The organism is Solimonas terrae (genome assembly GCF_011067135.1).
Lineage (GTDB): Bacteria > Pseudomonadota > Gammaproteobacteria > Nevskiales > Nevskiaceae > Solimonas > Solimonas terrae.
The window spans coordinates 1-16,096 of record NZ_JAAMOW010000008.1 but is presented as its reverse complement, the minus strand read 5'-3'; the positions used below and the strand labels follow the sequence as shown (position 1 = coordinate 16,096).

15 protein-coding genes are annotated in these 16,096 nt (G+C 66.3%); 7 read left to right on the top strand and 8 right to left on the bottom strand.

The features are described from left to right. Positions 1–39: 39 nt before the first annotated feature. The gene (locus G7Y85_RS15065) at positions 40–3,279 is read right to left on the bottom strand and encodes an adenylate/guanylate cyclase domain-containing protein (RefSeq protein WP_166258959.1); all 3,240 of its coding nucleotides are present in this window, start codon (positions 3,277–3,279) and stop codon (positions 40–42) included. 76 nt (positions 3,280–3,355) lie between these two features. Between G7Y85_RS15065 and G7Y85_RS15060 the strand changes: the two genes are divergently transcribed. Continuing rightward, positions 3,356–4,339 (top strand): ketopantoate reductase family protein, encoded by a 984-nt coding sequence (locus tag G7Y85_RS15060; protein ID WP_166258956.1) that lies wholly within the window; start codon positions 3,356–3,358, stop codon positions 4,337–4,339. A gap of 71 nt (positions 4,340–4,410) precedes the next feature. Here G7Y85_RS15060 and G7Y85_RS15055 read toward each other — a convergent pair whose 3' ends face one another. Next, positions 4,411–4,596 carry a PLD nuclease N-terminal domain-containing protein gene (locus G7Y85_RS15055; RefSeq protein WP_166258953.1) on the bottom strand — a complete coding sequence of 62 codons (186 nt, stop codon included), beginning with the start codon at positions 4,594–4,596 and terminating at the stop codon, positions 4,411–4,413. A gap of 175 nt (positions 4,597–4,771) precedes the next feature. On the opposite strand from G7Y85_RS15055, the gene G7Y85_RS15050 reads away from it, so the two are divergent. Further along, positions 4,772–6,289, top strand: coding sequence for a protein adenylyltransferase SelO (locus tag G7Y85_RS15050; RefSeq protein WP_366514982.1), 1,518 nt, complete (start codon positions 4,772–4,774; stop codon positions 6,287–6,289). 251 nt (positions 6,290–6,540) lie between these two features. Here the strand turns inward: G7Y85_RS15050 and G7Y85_RS15045 are convergent, their stop codons facing one another. From G7Y85_RS15045 to G7Y85_RS15030, 4 genes are all read right to left on the bottom strand, one after another. Beyond that, positions 6,541–7,977, bottom strand: coding sequence for an FUSC family protein (locus G7Y85_RS15045; protein WP_166258947.1), 1,437 nt, complete (start codon positions 7,975–7,977; stop codon positions 6,541–6,543). A 220-nt stretch (positions 7,978–8,197) separates the two neighbouring features. Beyond that, entirely contained in the window at positions 8,198–8,512 is a 315-nt protein-coding gene (locus G7Y85_RS15040; RefSeq protein WP_166258944.1) for a hypothetical protein, read from the bottom strand. A 228-nt stretch (positions 8,513–8,740) separates the two neighbouring features. After that, a complete protein-coding gene (locus tag G7Y85_RS15035; protein WP_366514989.1) occupies positions 8,741–10,003 on the bottom strand; it encodes an ammonium transporter in 1,263 nt (420 codons plus the stop codon). 320 nt (positions 10,004–10,323) lie between these two features. Beyond that, positions 10,324–12,099, bottom strand: coding sequence for a DUF885 domain-containing protein (locus G7Y85_RS15030; protein WP_166258941.1), 1,776 nt, complete (start codon positions 12,097–12,099; stop codon positions 10,324–10,326). Positions 12,100–12,192: 93 nt separating this feature from the next. On the opposite strand from G7Y85_RS15030, the gene G7Y85_RS15025 reads away from it, so the two are divergent. Continuing rightward, positions 12,193–12,939, top strand: coding sequence for an ion transporter (locus G7Y85_RS15025; protein ID WP_166258938.1), 747 nt, complete (start codon positions 12,193–12,195; stop codon positions 12,937–12,939). 44 nt (positions 12,940–12,983) lie between these two features. Here the strand turns inward: G7Y85_RS15025 and G7Y85_RS15020 are convergent, their stop codons facing one another. Beyond that, on the bottom strand, positions 12,984–13,652 hold the full coding sequence (locus G7Y85_RS15020; protein WP_366514981.1) for a tyrosine-type recombinase/integrase: 669 nt from the start codon (positions 13,650–13,652) through the stop codon (positions 12,984–12,986). Between the two features lie 247 nt (positions 13,653–13,899). On the opposite strand from G7Y85_RS15020, the gene G7Y85_RS15015 reads away from it, so the two are divergent. The 4 genes from G7Y85_RS15015 (at position 13,900) to G7Y85_RS15000 (ending at position 15,496) form a co-directional block, all read left to right on the top strand. Further along, positions 13,900–14,235 carry a hypothetical protein gene (locus G7Y85_RS15015; protein ID WP_166258932.1) on the top strand — a complete coding sequence of 112 codons (336 nt, stop codon included), beginning with the start codon at positions 13,900–13,902 and terminating at the stop codon, positions 14,233–14,235. Between the two features lie 36 nt (positions 14,236–14,271). Then, a complete protein-coding gene (locus tag G7Y85_RS15010) occupies positions 14,272–14,586 on the top strand; it encodes a trigger factor (RefSeq protein WP_166258928.1) in 315 nt (104 codons plus the stop codon). Between the two features lie 103 nt (positions 14,587–14,689). Then, positions 14,690–14,959 carry a hypothetical protein gene (locus G7Y85_RS15005; protein ID WP_166258925.1) on the top strand — a complete coding sequence of 90 codons (270 nt, stop codon included), beginning with the start codon at positions 14,690–14,692 and terminating at the stop codon, positions 14,957–14,959. An 84-nt stretch (positions 14,960–15,043) separates the two neighbouring features. Further along, a complete protein-coding gene (locus G7Y85_RS15000) occupies positions 15,044–15,496 on the top strand; it encodes a hypothetical protein (RefSeq protein ID WP_166258922.1) in 453 nt (150 codons plus the stop codon). A gap of 283 nt (positions 15,497–15,779) precedes the next feature. Here the strand turns inward: G7Y85_RS15000 and G7Y85_RS14995 are convergent. Then, positions 15,780–16,096: transposase (locus G7Y85_RS14995; RefSeq protein ID WP_166258918.1), on the bottom strand; the 317-nt coding region annotated here is incomplete at its 5' end.

Sequence of the window (16,096 nt, the reverse complement as noted above, 5' to 3'; positions counted from 1 at the left end):
CGACCGCGGCCACGCATCCGTGACCGCCTGCTCGCCCGATCAGCCAGCGGCGTCGAGCATGGCCTCCGCTTGCAGCTTGCCGGCATAGGCTGGCGCGCCGATCGTCACGAACGCCTGCCGCGCCAGGGCCGTGAAAGCCTCGACCTCTTCCTGGTGCTCGCTCCAGTGCGCGCGCGCCAGATGCAGCCAGGGACGGAAGCCTTCGGCACCGGTGAACGCCATCAGCTCGTCGACCCGCGCGATCGCCTCCCGTGCCTCGCCGCGCCGCGCCGCGCGTACCGGCTGCCGCAGCCAGACCAGCACGGCAAGAATTTCCCAGACCCGCGAGCCGGAACCCCGCGCACTGACGCAGGCCGCCTGCACGGTGCGTTCGGCTTCCTGCTCGCGGCCGGCCTCCTGTTCGATCAGCGCCAGGGTCGCCAGCAGGTTGGCCTCGTACAGATGCGCCAAGCCATTCGGCCCGACCATGGGTTGCGCCTCGCGCAGCACCTCGATCGCCTCGGCGCGTCGATCGTTGAGGCCCAATGCCAGGCCCAGCGCCCGCTGCGCGATCGCGCGCAGGAACGGGCTGCCGCTCTCCGCCGCACAGCGCATGCCCCGTTCGGCCGCCATCAGCGCCGGCGGAAAATCGCCGCTGAGCAAGGCCAGATCGACCAGCGCCGCGTACATCCAGCTCATTGCCGCGCCCTGCTCGGCAATGGCGATCTGCATCGCTGCCTGCAGATGTCGGTAGGCCTCGTCGAGGCGCCCCATCCAGCCCAGCATCAGGCCGTAATAGGCGCGCGACATGTAGTTCTCCTTGTCGACCGGCCGGGTGCGCCAGTCGTCGCCGGTGGCGTCGAGCAGTTCGAGTACCTGTCGCAGCCGGCCGGCGGCGTTGAACGAAATCAGGAACGCGACGCGGAAGCGGTTGATGACCGAGGTTTCGCCATGCGCCATCGCCAGCGCGATGGCCTGTTCGTGCGTGCGCGCGGCTTCGTCGACCCGGCCGCGATGCAGGAGGCGGTTGCCGTACGACACACCGAGTTCGGCGCGCAGCGCAACGTCGTCCGCGGCCACCATGCGCCGCGCTTCCTCATAGGCGCGCTCGAGCTCGTCCGCCGCGATCGGCGTGAATTGCGCGAGACGCAGCAGCATGGCGCGCGCCAGCGCACCGGTACGGATCAACGCCGGATCATCGCCGCCGGCACGATCGAGATCGGCGATCGCGACGCGACACTGGTCGGTCGCGGTCTCGAAATTGCGCGTCGATACCCAGCGCGCCGCGGCCAGGCCCCAGAGGCCGGCGCGACCGGCGTCGCCGGCGCCGCGCCAGTGATGCGCGATGCGCGTCGAGATTTCGCGCGGCGGTTCGATCGGCCCGTGTCGCTGTTCCAGCAGCCGCGCGAGTTCGGCGTGCACGCCGCGGCGGCGCGATTCCAGCTGTCCGCGATACGCGACTTCCTGCAACAGCGGGTGCGCGAACACCCAGCCCTCGTCATCGCTGCGCACGAAGCCGTCGTTGGCCAGACCCAGCAGACGGGCATCGACACGCGTCGCATCGTCACCGACCACGGCCGACAGCAGCGCCGCATCGAAGCGCTGGCCGATGACCGCCGCCGCCTGCAGCAAGGCACGCATGGCGTCTTCGAGCCGGTCGATGCGCGCCGCCAGCAGCGCCTGCACGCTGTCCGGCAAGGGCCATTCGTCGATCGGCCGTGCCAGCCGCCAGGCGCGCGCCGAGCCGCTGAGCCAGCCGCCTTCGGCCAGGGCCAGCACCGCCTCTTCGACGAAATACGGATGGCCGGCGGCGCGTTCCACCAGTGTCGCGACAATCGGCGCCAGCGACGGATCGGCACCGAGCAGCGTGCGCGCGAGGTCTTCCAGATCGGCCGCCGCCAGTGGCCGCAGTTGCAGACGATCGCCGATCACCGGGTCGAGCGCGCCGACCGGATAGTCCGGCCGGTAGTTCAGCAGCAACAGGCAGCGTTCGCGCACGGCAACGCGCGCCAGCCGCAGGATGAAGGCTTCGGTGGCCGGATCGAGGAAGTGCAGATCCTCGATCAGCAGCACGCGTGGCTGCTCGCCGCAACACAGGAAGGTCGCGAGCCGGTCGAGCATCTGCTCCTGCGCGCTGCCCTGCGCCTCGACCATGCCGCTGCCGCCATGCGCCGCGATGCCGAGAAATTCGAAGACATGCGGCAGCAGCGCTGCGGCATCGCTGATCTGCAAGGTCAGCGCGCCGGCAATCCACTGCCGCGCCTGCTCGTCGCTGGCAGCGGCCGGCACGCCGAGCCGGCCGCGCAGCAGATCGCGGATCGGCAGCAGCGGCACGCGACGCGCGTACGGCACGCCGCTGCAGCGATGCACGGCGACACCGGCGCGGGCGCAGCCTTCGACGAATTCATGACAGAGCCGCGACTTGCCGAGGCCGGCGCTGCCGATCACCGCCAGCACGCGGCCCTGCCCGCCCCGCGCATCGTCGAGCGCCCGCTGCAGCTGCGCCAGTTCCGGCGCGCGGCCGAGAAACGGCGAACCGCTGCGCGCGAGACTGCGCTGCAGGCGTTCGTGACGCACGCCGGCGTCTTCGAGTTCGAAGACTTCCTGGGGCTCGTCGTGACCGGCGAGCTGGGCGGCACCCAGCGGCCGCAGCCGGCAATAGCCTTCGAGCTGCAGCGCGGTCGCCCGTGAAACGTAGACACGGCCGGGCTCGCAGAGATGTTCGAGCCGCGCGGCCAGATTCACCGTCGGTCCCTGCGCCGTGTAGTCGCTGCGCAGGTCGTCGCCGATGCGACCGACCACGACCTCGCCGCTGTTCAGGCCGATGCGCATCGACAGGTTGAGGCCGTGTGCAAGCCGCAGCTCGTCGGCATAGCGACGCACGGCCTGCTGCATGTCGAGCGCCGCGTGCGCCGCGCGCAGCGCGTGATCCTCCAGCGCGACCGGCGCACCGAACAGGGCCATGATGCCGTCGCCGGTGTACTGGTTGACCGTGCCGTCATAGCGGTGCACCGCCTGCGTGAGAAACCCGAAGAAGCGATCCAGCACCTCGTGCCAGAGCTCGGCGCCGGCCTGTTCGGCGAGCCGCGTCGAACCCTTGATGTCGGCGAACAGCACCGTCACGCGCTTGCGCTCGCCGGCGATCGCGCCGGCCGCGCGCAGCGCACCGTCACGCAGATGCCGCGGTGTATAGCCGGCCGCCGGTGCCGGACCTGGCGACGCCGCCAGCGACGCGCCGCACTGATTGCAGAAGCGCGCGTTTTCCGGGTTTTCCGCCTGGCAGCTCGCGCATGCCTTCATGTCTGGGAACTCCAGCCTGCCGTTGTCAGCGATCGTCGACCGTGCAAGGGTAGCAGCCCTGTCGGGAGGGAATTCGATGATTCTGCTGATCGGGGCCGGGGCCGTCGGCACCACGATTGCCGCGTTCGCCGTGGCCGCCGGACGCGAACCGGTGCAGGTCCATGTCCGGGACAAGAACCGCGCCGATTTCGAGGCGGCGACCGCACTGCGCGTCGAGCGTGGCGGCACGCCGCTGGTGGTGGCGCGCCCGGGCTTGCGCACGACCCTGGACCTGCACGACGTCGACTATCTGCTGATCGGCGTCAAGCACCCGCAGCTCGATGCGCTGATCGACAGCCTGCCGCCGTTGCCGCCGGGCTGCACGATCGTCTCCACCCTCAACGGGCTGTCGGCGCTGCGTCGCCTGCGCGAGCGCCTGCCCGGCGTGCGCGTCGTGCCGATGACGGTGATGTTCAATGCCCAGCTGCTGGGACCGCTGCACACCGAGCTGACGACACGCGCCGAGATCTACATCGGCAGTGACGACCGGCGTCTGCTGCGCGCATTCGCGGCGCCCAGGATCACGGTGCGATCCAGTCACGGCGAGGCGGCTGCATGGGGCAAGCTGCTGATCAATCTCGCCAACGCGATCTGTGCGCTGAGCCATGCGACCTTCGAGGACCTGCTCAAGCCGGGTCCGCTGCGGGCGATCTATGTGGCGATACTCGACGAGGCGATCGGCGTGCTGCGCGCCAGCGGCACGCCGTTCAGGCTGCCGATGCCGATTCCGCACGCCTGGTATCGCTCTCTGCTGGCCGGCCGCAGCAGCCTGCCCTGGCATCTGGCGCGGCGCCGCAACGGTCTGCGCGAACGCGCCTATCCGTCGATGGTGGCCGACGTCGAACAGGGCAAGCCGACCGAAGTCAACGAACTCAACGGCGAGATCGTGCGCCTCGCGGCGTCCCACGGCCTGGCCGCGCCGCGCAACCAGCGGCTCGTCGAACTGGTGTCCGCGATGTCCGGTGCGCCGCCGCACTACTGGGCAGCAGCCGAACTGCGGCAGCGCGTGCTGGGCGACTGAGCGCGCGCCGAACGTCCGGCCGCGACCGGCCGATGGCCGGTACGAACCGAGCGGCTTGCGGCGAGGTGACGCTAACGCCCGCGCGGCCCGAGCAGCAGCCAGAGCACGAAACCGAGGACGGGCAGGAAGAAGATCAGCAGAATCCACAGCACTTTCTTGCCGGTCGTCGCATTGCTCTGCAGAACGCTGACCAGCGCCCAGATGTCCGCAATCAGGACGATCAGTCCCCACAGTCCATAGCCTTCGCCGAAGTGCATGATCCTCTCCCGCCGGTGATCCTGACCGCCCTTATAACAGAGCCGACTGAACGCGGGCGGGCAGCGTGCCGGGGGTATGGGGATGCCTGTCGCCGCCGGCCGCGAAGCGAATCGGTCCGTTGCGCGGCGGTTCTCGTCGCGATCCCCCATTCGGACCGGCGCCCGAACGGCTAAAGTGGCCATTCGTTTCCCGACACCGCACTCCGTGCCGCTCACGCTCGATCAACTGCACCTCGACAATCGTCTCGCCCGGCTCGGCGACGCCTATGGCGCACGCGTGGCACCGACGCCGTTGTCGCAGCCGCGGCTGCTGCACGCCGATGCCGAGGTCGCCGCGCTGTTCGATCTCGATCCGTCGACGCTGAGCAGCGAGGCCTTCGTCGAAACCTTCGCCGGCAACCGACCGCTGCCGGGCGCCGAGCCGTTCGCGGCGCTGTACGCCGGGCACCAGTTCGGCGTCTACGTGCCGCAGCTCGGCGACGGCCGCGCGATGCTGCTCGGACAGGTGCGCAACGCGCGCGGCGAAAGCTGGGACCTGCAACTGAAGGGCGCCGGGCAGACGCCGTATTCGCGCTTCGCCGACGGTCGCGCCGTGATCCGCTCCAGCGTGCGCGAATATCTGGCGAGCGCCGCGATGCAGCATCTCGGCATTCCGACCACGCGCGCGCTGAGCCTGATCGTCGGCGACGATCCGGTACGCCGCGAGACGATCGAACGCGCCGCCGTGATCTGCCGCGTCGCCCCTTCGCATCTGCGCTTCGGCAATTTCGAGGTGTTCTACTACCGCAATCAGCCGCAGCGGCTGGCACCGCTGGCCGATCACGTCATCGACGAACACTTTCCGCAGCTGCGCGAAACGCCGGATCGGTACGCGGCGTGGCTGGCCGAGGTCATCGAGCGCACTGCGCGGCTGATTGCGCAATGGCAGGCAGTCGGCTTCTGCCACGGCGTGATGAACACCGACAACATGTCGATTCTCGGTCTGACGCTGGACTACGGCCCCTACGGTTTTCTCGATGCCTTCGACGCGCATCACATCTGCAATCACAGCGACGAGGGCGGCCGCTACGCCTACGATCGCCAGCCGGGCATCGGCTACTGGAACTGCTCGCGCCTGCTGCAGGCGACGCTGCCGCTGCTCGATGCCGACGAGCAGCGTGCCGTCGAAATCGCCGAAAGCCTGCTCGAACGCTACGGCCCGCAGTATTCGAAAACGATGACCGGCCTGTGGCGCGCCAAGCTCGGCCTGCGCGACGAACAGGATCAGGATGTCGAGCTGATCAATCGCTTCCTCGGCCTGCTGCATGCCGGACGCGGCGACTTCACGCGCAGCTTCCGCCTGCTCGCCGACGTGGCGATGGCCAGCGACGCCTCGGCCGGTCCGCTGCGCGACGAGATGCGCGATCTGGCTGCCTTCGATGCCTGGCTGCCGGACTATCGCGCGCGCCTGCAGGCGCAGGCATTGGGCGATGACGAACGGCGCGCGGCCATGAACGCGGTCAACCCGAAGTTCGTGCTGCGCAATCATCTCGCACAGCAGGCGATCGAGGACGCCGAGCGCGGCGGCGCGAGCGAGATCGAAACCCTGCTGTCGCTGCTGCGCAAACCTTATGACGAACATCCGGGCTTCGAAACCTACGCCGCCGAACCACCGCCCGAGGCGCGTCTGATCGAGGTCAGCTGCTCGTCCTAGTCCACTGAACCACTTGGTTCGCACCGTGATCGGATTCCGTTCGTCCCGAGTGTTTCGGCGTGAGCCGAAACGTATCGAGGGACCGCTGCGCGTCGTCGGTGCGCCAGCCCCTCGATACACCGCGCGCTCTGCGCGCGGCACTCGGGGCGAACGGGGTCTTCGGTGCCATTCATCTGGTTCAGCGGACTAGGTCCTCGCTGCCGCGCCCGGCAGCGAAAGGCACGCTCGCCCGCCGCGACGGGGAAACAAGCTCAGCCGGGGCTTCCGTGCGTCGCGGTCCGCGGACGCTTCGCGTTCGACGCGGCAAGCCCGTCGGCGAGGCAGTCGCGCAGGGCCTGCAGTGCCGGACCGATGGCGTCCGGGTCGCGCAGGGCACGTCTGGCCTCGCCCAATGCGCGGCGCGGGCCGGCGCCGACCGGCGCCGCGCTGGCGAGTTGCACGCACTCGGCACTCAATCCCAGCCATCGCGCAGGCCGCCGCAGCGGCGCCTGGTGGAATGCAAGTCGCGCCCCGGCACGCCACGGCGGCGCGAGTTCCTCGAGCCGCAGCAGGGCCTGCTCGATTCGCAGCGGCGCCGTGGGTGTCGGCGCCGCCCAGGTCTCGGCGAGCACGGCAAGCAGCTCGGCCAGACGCCGGCGCAGTACGGCTTCCGAACGCACCGGCAGCACGAACCACGACGGCAGCACGCCGCAAAGCCCACCGAGCACGATGGCGAACACGCGTTCCCACAGCACATCGCCCGGCAGCGCCGGCGCCACCCCGCCCATGACCGGCTGCAGCAAGGCGACGGTGAGCGTCATCGCCAGCGCCCAGGCGGCATACGTCCATTCACGCAGCCACAGACCGCAGCCGACGATCGTCAGCACGATCAGGCTCAGCAGGGGGCCGGGCAATTGCGCGATCGGCAGGCGCTGCGAGACGCCGGCGACCACCAGCGTCCCGACCAGCGCGCCGACGACCCGCAGACCGCTCTTGTACAGCACATCGGCGCGGCCGCGATTGCCGCTGCAGACCAGCAGCGCGGTCAGCACCACCCAGCTCACATGTTGCGGAAACAGCAGATGACCGGAGACGAAAGCCGCGACCAGGGCCAGCGCCAGCTGGATCGCCATGCGCGTGCTGGCGATCGGCCGCAGGTTCGACGCGGCGGCCGGCATCGCGAGCGCCGGAGCCTCCACCGGCCGCCTGGTCTGCGGCGCCGTCAGCACGCGCAAGGCCGCACTGACCAGCAAGGCGAGCACGGCCAACGCCACGGCATGGGCGGGCGGCACGCCGGCCGCCGGGGTGATCAGCAAGGTGATGAACGGCAGCGCCAGCAGCGCGCCGGCACGCGAGCCCGGCGGCCCGAAACGTCGCAGCCAGATCGAGAGAAACATGGCGGCCACGTACGCAAGCGCGCCGGCGACCGGCCAGTGCACGAACAACAGGCCGACGCCATGCGTGATCATCGCGATCAACGGCAACAGCAACAGCGCCTCGAGCAGTCCGCGCCGGCTCGCCAGCAAGCGACTGCGCGACAGCGTCATCACCAGCGCCGCGACCAGCAGACAGGCCTCGCGGCGCCCGCCCGCCAGCGTGACGATGCCCATCGCCAGCGCCATGCCGGCGACCACCGACAGGGCGGTTCGCGCGTGCAGGCGCGCCGCACGCGGTGCGGCAAACGCGGGCAAGGCGGCGGGTGTGGTCATCGGCGGAATCGCGATCGGAATGGTCGGGCGATTGTGCCACCACCTGCGCGTCGCGCCGGCGCCGGTCGAGACGCGCCGGATTCACCGGGCAGCCCGGACGCTGCCGGAGCGGGCGCGCCTCGCCCGCCGCATGCAAAGCCCGAAACGGCCGCGCGACGGTGGCACCTGCCTCGGGAGATTCAGCGCCGGACCGGCAAGACAATACCGGCCGCTGAGGCGATCAGCGCAGGACGCCGACGTATTTGTTCGGTGTCTTGCCGCCGGTGAGTGTGGCAGCTGTCTCGCGTGCCGCCGTCGCGGCGGCCGGCGCAGGCGGTGCCGGGCTGCGCGGCTGCACGGTACCGAACAGCAGCTCTTCGAGACGCGCACCCAGTCTCTGCACTTCGCCGTCCACATGGCCCGCCGCGAGCCTGAGGATTTCGTGCGCGTACTCGGCGTTCTGCGTCAGCCAGGTCACATCGATCACGCGCCCGCCATTGGCGCGCATCCGTACGTACAGCCGTGTAGCCACCAGCAAAGCTTCGTTTTCGGTCATGACGACATCTCCGGTCGGCCGGCATCACACCGGCCGCAAACAAGAAACGGGTCCTCCATGTACAGAAGCCTGGTCATGCGCTTTCTCTTGTCACCCGGACCGCCGCATCGCGCCTGCCGATGCCCGTCACCGGAACAGTGCCCGCGAACCGCGGCGCGCCGACATGCGCCGTGATTTCGGGCACTGCCCCGGTGCGAAACACCGGGCGCGATGGCGATCCGGAATTGATTATGGGATGGCCTCCCCGTGCAGCGACAGGTCGAGACCGGTCAGTTCCTCTTCGGCGTTGACACGCAGGCCGACGGTGTACTTGAGGATCACCAGGATCAGCAGCGAGACGGTACCGCTGTAGATCAGCGTCGCGAACGCGCCGATCGCCTGCGTCAGCAAATGGCCTTCCGAGCCACTGATGTTCTTGTCGGCAAACACGCCCGTCAGCAAGGCGCCGACGATGCCGCCGATACCGTGAATGCCGAACACGTCGAGCGAGTCATCGGCACGCAGCAGGCGCTTGAGGCCGGTGGCACCCCAGTAGCAGGCGACGCCGGCCGAGACGCCGATCGCCAGCGCGCCGCCGACATTGACGAAGCCCGAGGCCGGCGTGATCGCGACCAGACCGGCGACCGCGCCGGACAGGCAGCCAAGCAGCGACACGCGGGCACGGATCAGCCACTCGATCGTGCTCCAGGTCAGTGCAGCCATCGCCGTCGCGGTCTGCGTGACCAGCATCGCCATGCCGGCGCGACCGTCGGCCGCCACCGCGGAACCGGCGTTGAACCCGAACCAGCCGACCCAGAGCAGCGAGGCGCCGATCATCGTGAAGCCGAGATTGAACGGAATGAAGGGTTCGCTGCCGTAGTGCGTGCGGCGCCCGAGCATGTACGCGCAGGCCAGACCGGCCGCGCCGGCATTGATGTGCACCACCGTGCCGCCGGCGAAGTCGAGCGCGCCCATGCTGGCCAGCCAGCCGGTCGGCTCCCAGACCCAGTGTGCGACCGGTGCATAGACCAGCAGCGACCACATCGCCATGAACAGCACCATCGCCCCGAAGCGCATGCGCTCGGCGAACGCGCCGGCGATCAACGCCGGCGTGATGATCGCGAAGGTCATCTGGAACATCACGAACACGGATTCGGGAATCGTCGGCGCGACGTGGCTGACGGTCAGCTTGCCGGCGTCGTGCAGGTAAAGCATGCCCTGCAGCGCGAAGCGATCCAGCCCGCCGATCCAGGGGCTGCCCGGCGTGAACGCGAGGCTGTAGCCGACCAGCACCCAGAGCACGCTGACCAGGCAGGTGACGAAGAAACTCTGCAGCGCGGTGGCGAGCACGTTCTTCTTGCGCACCATGCCGGCGTAGAACATTGCCAGGCCGGGGATCGTCATCAGCAGCACCAGTGCCGTCGACGCCAGCATCCAGGCGGTGTCGCCGGCACTGATCTGGTCCGCCGTGACGAGGTGGGGCCGGGCCGCCGCGTCTGCGTAGGCCGGCAGACTCGCGAGTGTGGAAAGAGCGGCCAGCAGGCCGACCGGAAGCGTTAGCCGCGAAAGGCTGAGGCGCACGAAAGAATCCCCCGAAAACGTGATCGACGTTGATCCGTCCGGAGATTCAGAAGCATGTTTGATGCCATGGCCCGGCGCGCCAAAACGAGGCGCGAAATCGCCGAGCGGACGACCGCCGGGCCTGCCCGTGATCCATCACGGAGCAGCGCGCGTCCCGGCCCTCCCGCCCTGCGGGCGTGCGCATCGGGCGCGAGGTTTTTCCGCGTCCGGGCGGCTCCGGCCGCGTCCGGCCGGGGCCGCGCCAAGCGGCCCTATCGAGCGACGTCCTCCGGCTTCATCAGGGATTCGATGATCGATACCGGTGCACTGCCGTAGCTGAGGAATTTCTCGTGGAATTTCTTCAGATCGAAGCGCGGCCCGAGTTCGGTCTTGAGCCGCTCGCGATAGTCGTAGATTGCCGAAAACCCGGCGAAATAGAAGGTCAGCTGCACGCTCGACAATTGCACGCGGCGCCACTTGCCGCGCGCCTCGGTCTGGCTCTGGAACGCGTCATGCACGAGCAGGTTCATGGCGTCGTCCTCGCTCATGCCGAGCACATGCACGCCGTAATCGAGAATCGTGTTGCACACCACGCGCAGCGCCCATTTCGAATACATCAACTCCATTTCCGGCTCGTGCGCCGCCGCGCCGCCCGGCCAGCCGCTCTCCAGCATCATGCGCTCGCTGTAAACCGCCCAGCCCTCGATCATCGCGCTGTTGCCGAAGATCGCCTTGATGCGGCTCGGCGACTTGTTGGCGTACAGCAGCTGCACGTAGTGGCCGGGCACGGCTTCGTGGATCGCCAGGATCTGCATCAGCCAGTGGTTGTACTCGCGCAGGAAGCTGTCGGCCTGCGCCGGCGAGTAGTCGTCCATCGGCATGACATCGAAGAAGGTCCTGGCGGTCGGATCATAGGGGCCGGGCGCGGCGAGCATCGCCATCGCGTACCCGCGCTGGTACGGCGGCGTGACCCGCACCTCCAGCGGGCGGCTCGGATCGAGCGTCAGCAGATCATGGTCCGTAACCCAGGCTTCGAGGCGCGGGATCAGCGCCTTGGTCTGCGGATAGAACTCGGCCGGCGTGACGTGGTTGTCGGACAGCTTTTCGATCAGCTGGCCAATCTTCGTGACCGGATCGGCCGGGGCCGGGACATCCGGGAAATACTTCGGCCAGAGCTGATCGGCGAGCACGCTCATGCGCGCATGCAGCTTGTCTTTCTCCTGCAAGGCACGCTGGTAGAGCTGCGCCGCCGTGCCGCCGGTCTGCACCTCGAAGGCGAAGGCCTGATCGTAGTACGGCTGGCCGAGACGGAAATCGCGCGCGCCGCCGTCCTTCGCCTGCCGAGCATCGAGCTGCTTGAGAAACGCCACGTAGCCGTCAATCGCGGCACGCGCGGCCTTCAGGCGATGCAGGAACAGCACGCGCTCGTCGGCCGTCAGCTGCGAACCGGCCACCTGCTTCTCCAGCGCATCGCCGAATACGTCCAGCGCGCCCTGGTTCTGCTCGATCGCCAGCTGCGTGTGCACCCGCGTCGGGTGCGAGATCGCCCGCTCGGCAGCGGCGTAGTAAGCCGGTACCTGCGTCAGTCGCCTGGAAACGGTACGCAAACGCACCGCTTCATCGGCGTACGGCGTGTTCAGCAGCAGCGAGAATGCGTCGGCGACGTTGTAGCCGGACGGGACCCACTGCCAGTCACGCAGCTCGTCTAGCGACCAGCGTTCGTAGCGCAGCTGGTTCAGCAGCATCTCGCGATCGGTGCGCAGCGCATCGCTCATCTGCGCGCCGGGCAGCTTTTCGAGCTTGCCGATCGACTCGTCGAGAAACGCCTGCAGTTTCGCGCGATACCGGGCATCCGGCGCCGTCAGCCGATCGGCATGGCGGTAGTAGCCGACCGTGATCGCGTAATCGTCATGCAGGGACCAGTAGCGATCGAGGAAAGCATCGCCGAACTGTTGCTGGAACGCACTGTTGGCGTCGGCATGGGCAAGGCCCGAAGCCAGCGACAGCGCCACGGCGGCGCCACGCGCCAGAAGATGGAAACGATTCATGGATGCGGTCCGTGTCAGGTGCCCGCATCATAGCGACGCAGCACGAATCGCAAGAGCGGGCTTTCCCTCATGCCCGCGACAACAGGAAACGCCATGGAGAAGAGTTCTACCCCCGCCCGTCGCCGCGTCGCGCTGATCGACTGGGTCATGCTGCTGCTGGCCCTGGCCTCGGTTGTCGCGCTCGGCTACGAAAGCTGGGGCCCGGTCACCGACACCCAGCGGCGGCTGATCATCGCCGGCGACTTCACGTTCTGCGCGATCTTCGCCCTGGAATTCCTGTGGCGCTGGCGCGGGGTGCGCTGGGAAGCTGCGTTCCTCAAGCGCAACTGGTACGAGATCCTCGGCATGATCCCGGCCGCGCACCCGGCGATCCGCGCGTTCCGGCTGTTTCGCGTGTTCCGGATCGTCGTCATGCTCTCGCGCGTCGGCGCCGCCGCGGACCGCGCGCTGGGCGAAGACTTCACCTATCTGTTCGTCAACCGCTTCAAGAACGCGATCGTCGATTCGATCAGCGACGCCGTCACCGTCGCGGTACTCGACGAGGTGGCCGACGTGCTCGGCCGCGGCACCTACACCCGCAACATCTCGCGCGCCCTGCGCGAGAACGAAGCCCACCTGCGCTCGATGATCTTCGAGAAACTGCGCCAGGACCCCAAGGCCGGCCGCTTGTCGCGGCTGCCGTTCTACAAGGACATCAGCGAAGCGCTCGTCGACGCCGGCTTCCGCATCGTCGAGGAAGTGCTGTCCGACCCGCGCACCGACGAACTGGTTGCCGACATCCTGCGCGAAAACATCAAGCAATTGCGCGGTGCCGTCGTGCTCAACAACGCGACGCCCTGATGACGGGCCACGGCGCACCCGCTCTGCCATTCAATATCGAGTGTTCAAAAGCGATCCAGCGGGCTGAGGATGCCGCGTCCGCCACGATTCAGAACGTGCGTATAGATCATCGTCGTGCTGACGTCTTCATGTCCGAGCAGTTCCTGGACCGTGCGAATGTCGTAGCCGCTCTGCAACAGGTGCGTGGCGAACGAATGCCGCAGCACATGCGGCGTGCACGGCTTGACCGTAACGCGATCCTTGCCACCCTTGCCTTCCCGAACGACGATCTCGCGCCGCTCGAATTCGATGTCCTTGACCCGCAGGCGCAAGCCTTCGAGAACCCGCATGCCGGTTCCATACAGCAAGGCCACGACAAGCCAGGTGGTGCCGGACAGCTCACCGAGCAGAGCCACGACCTCACGCGTCGTCAGCACAACCGGCAGACGCCGCGACGGTTTTGCCTGGATTACCTCATCGAGCCAGGAAAGCTCGACGGCGAGCACATGGCGATAAAGAAACAGCAGCGCCGCCTTCGCCTGATTCTGCGTCGATGCGGAAACCGAACGATCCACCGCCAGATGACTGAGAAACGCCGCCACTTCCGGCGCGCCAAGCGTTGCCGGGTGGCGCGTCCCGTGGAAATGAATGTAGCGGCGAACCCAGTGCAGGTAACTGCGCTCCGTACGCAGGCTATAGTGCCGGACACGCAGCGCGTCCCGAACCTGGACCATGAGCTTTGGAGCTTTTGGCGGTGTCGTTTCCATACGCCGATTCTTAACCCTGTTTAAATCCAAAAGTGAGACCTAAGTCATTGTTTTGGCGAACCGACGATTGTCTTATCCGGATGGCCGGCGTACTTTTCTCTTCGTATAAATCTAGTTGGGCCTAATGAAGCTAGAAATTCCTGGGCAATTCAAGGGGCCGGAATGCGTCACCATTCCAAGGGCTGCCATAGCTATACGCACGGAGCTTGCTCCAATGTTCCAGCAGGTAGAGTTCAAGGGCTTATCCAAGCTCAGTCTCATTCTTCGAGTCGGCGGAAGTCTTGGTGAGTTCGCACCAGAACCAAAAGACGGCCACCCTGTGGTAGAGCGTGAGGTTCTAATCTGCAACGTGGTGATCCGCGATCACGCATGGGAAAAGCGAAGCAACAGCGACATCAAAGCCATTGTTGCCTCGCACTTGCAGCCAGGCATGGGAGCTTGCTGCCAGTTCCTAGAGCTGAATTCGGAATTGTCGGGCCAAGTTCTCGGTGCGCTGGCCCAACTAGCGGTTCAACGCGACGGCCCCGCCTCCGGCGGGTCCGCGCGTTAACCTGGGCGTTGGGCATCAAGTCAGTGAGATGTGCAGGTGACTAAATTTCCATTCAACGATCTGCATAGCTTCAAGGATTATTTGGCGTTTGTGAGAATGTGCGCTCCCGACCTATTTCCTGTTCGCGAGGGCGTACCTGCAACTGAGCAGTGGTCACTAAGTCTTGCTTTTAAGGGCCTATATGAGGGGCTCGTTATAGCTGAGCAAGAACAAGGGCCGCGCCCCGCATTCGCTGAGTGCAAGGAGATTTTCGATGCCGCACACAAGGAGTATCTGGCTGGCAACCGCAAAGCCGGGTTCGAGCTTATGGCTAAAGCTCAGAAAGCTATAAAAGCAGTTCCCTCACAATGAGGCTGCCCAACAAGGTACTCCAGTCGACGTCCACGCTTCGCGTGGCCGCGCCTGAGTTTGGTCGTTATAAGCCATCAAGACTCCCGCAATTTTCTGACGTTTTATGAACGATGAACCCGAGCTAGAAGAATCCTCCCTCAGTGGCCCCGTCACTAGCGGCGGTCGCACAGTGGAGGTGCAAATCTACCGGCTGGTCGGCGACCCGGAATGGACGCTTGAGCTAGTTGATGAGTACAACAACTCCACCATCTGGGACGAAACGTTCGCGTCAGAGTCCGCTGCATTGACTGAAGCCAAGAAAGCAATCCTGCAGGAAACCATCTCGTCGTTCGTCGGCCCAGAGGACGGCAAATCAGATGGCAAGTGGAGGTAGCTACATGGCTTATAACAATCAGCTCCAGCGCGACGTCCACGCCTTCGGCGCGGCCGCGCCTGAGCTGAAGCGTTAGCGATTACCATGCCACGCATCATCGCAGCCCTCTTGTTGCTAGCGTTTGCCGCCCCTGCAGGCGCTGCCACACCGGCACAACCGTGCGAGAAAGCTGCTGAGCCCCTGATGTCAGTTACTTCATCTTGGGCAGAGCTATACACCGCAGGTTCTCACCTTCCCGCTGGCTGCTTTGATGGATATTTTGCGGAGGGGATCTCGGACACCATAATTCGAAAAATCGGCACAGACTGGCCTGGCTTCATTGCCGTCTTGCTCAAGCATTCAAACAGCAAGAAGTTTTTTGGGCTTGTTCTGGATTCTTTTAACGCTACAGTCGATGAAGAAGACATACAAACAGCAAATCGTCTAGCCTTAAGGTCATGCCCTTCAAAGCTAAAAATCAAATGTCTCGCCATTTCTCAACGCGCCAAAGAAGCTTTAGCTAGCTATGACCCCCCGCTTAAGCCAAGCAATCGCTAACAATGCATACATGGACTCCTCCCGCAAGCCCGCAGGTGAAGTGAATCGCTGATCGCTGGCGTGCGAAGGTGGTTGCAGTCGTACATTCGGCTTCGTCGAGGGCCTGTGATGCAGGCCGAGCCTTCATGGAAATTCGCGCCGGGAGGGCCACACGCTCACAACGAGCTTTGCATCGCTCAAGCTTGTTATCGGCTTTCTCTTCCGGACGGTCCGACCGTCTACGCCATGATCTGCTGTCTTCTCCTGCGCAACCCTCGGAAACGTTTGCTGCGGCTGTGATGAATCAGGCCGCAGCGGCCTGATTCGGATCAAACACCGTGCCGTGCCGCCAGGTCGCCCAGGCGATGCGCGCCAGCTTGTTGGCCAGTGCGCAGGTGGCCTTGTTGTGATTGGTTCGTTCTTTCAACGCCAGCACCCATCGCTGTAGCGCATTGAGGTTCTGCCCGGCGCGTTGCATCTGGCCGGCTCTGAGCAGTACGGCTCTGGCGCCGTGCGTGAGCAGCATGCGCACGTAGCGGTCGCCACGCTTGCTGATGCCGCCGAGTTTTCGGATGTGGCCGCTGGAATGCTCGCGCGGCGTGAGGCCAAGCCACGAGGCCA

What these genes read in the sequence shown, in the direction of transcription:
- G7Y85_RS15015 (WP_166258932.1), top strand. Translation starts at nt 13,900, where the DNA reads ATGTTCCAGCAGGTAGAGTTCAAGGGCTTATCCAAGCTCAGTCTCATT.
- G7Y85_RS15020 (WP_366514981.1), bottom strand. Translation starts at nt 13,652, where the DNA reads ATGGTCCAGGTTCGGGACGCGCTGCGTGTCCGGCACTATAGCCTGCGT.
- G7Y85_RS15055 (WP_166258953.1), bottom strand. Translation starts at nt 4,596, where the DNA reads ATGCACTTCGGCGAAGGCTATGGACTGTGGGGACTGATCGTCCTGATT.
- G7Y85_RS15000 (WP_166258922.1), top strand. Translation starts at nt 15,044, where the DNA reads ATGCCACGCATCATCGCAGCCCTCTTGTTGCTAGCGTTTGCCGCCCCT.
- G7Y85_RS15030 (WP_166258941.1), bottom strand. Translation starts at nt 12,099, where the DNA reads ATGAATCGTTTCCATCTTCTGGCGCGTGGCGCCGCCGTGGCGCTGTCG.
- G7Y85_RS15025 (WP_166258938.1), top strand. Translation starts at nt 12,193, where the DNA reads ATGGAGAAGAGTTCTACCCCCGCCCGTCGCCGCGTCGCGCTGATCGAC.
- G7Y85_RS15060 (WP_166258956.1), top strand. Translation starts at nt 3,356, where the DNA reads ATGATTCTGCTGATCGGGGCCGGGGCCGTCGGCACCACGATTGCCGCG.
- G7Y85_RS15065 (WP_166258959.1), bottom strand. Translation starts at nt 3,279, where the DNA reads ATGAAGGCATGCGCGAGCTGCCAGGCGGAAAACCCGGAAAACGCGCGC.
- G7Y85_RS15005 (WP_166258925.1), top strand. Translation starts at nt 14,690, where the DNA reads ATGAACGATGAACCCGAGCTAGAAGAATCCTCCCTCAGTGGCCCCGTC.
- G7Y85_RS15040 (WP_166258944.1), bottom strand. Translation starts at nt 8,512, where the DNA reads ATGACCGAAAACGAAGCTTTGCTGGTGGCTACACGGCTGTACGTACGG.
- G7Y85_RS15045 (WP_166258947.1), bottom strand. Translation starts at nt 7,977, where the DNA reads ATGACCACACCCGCCGCCTTGCCCGCGTTTGCCGCACCGCGTGCGGCG.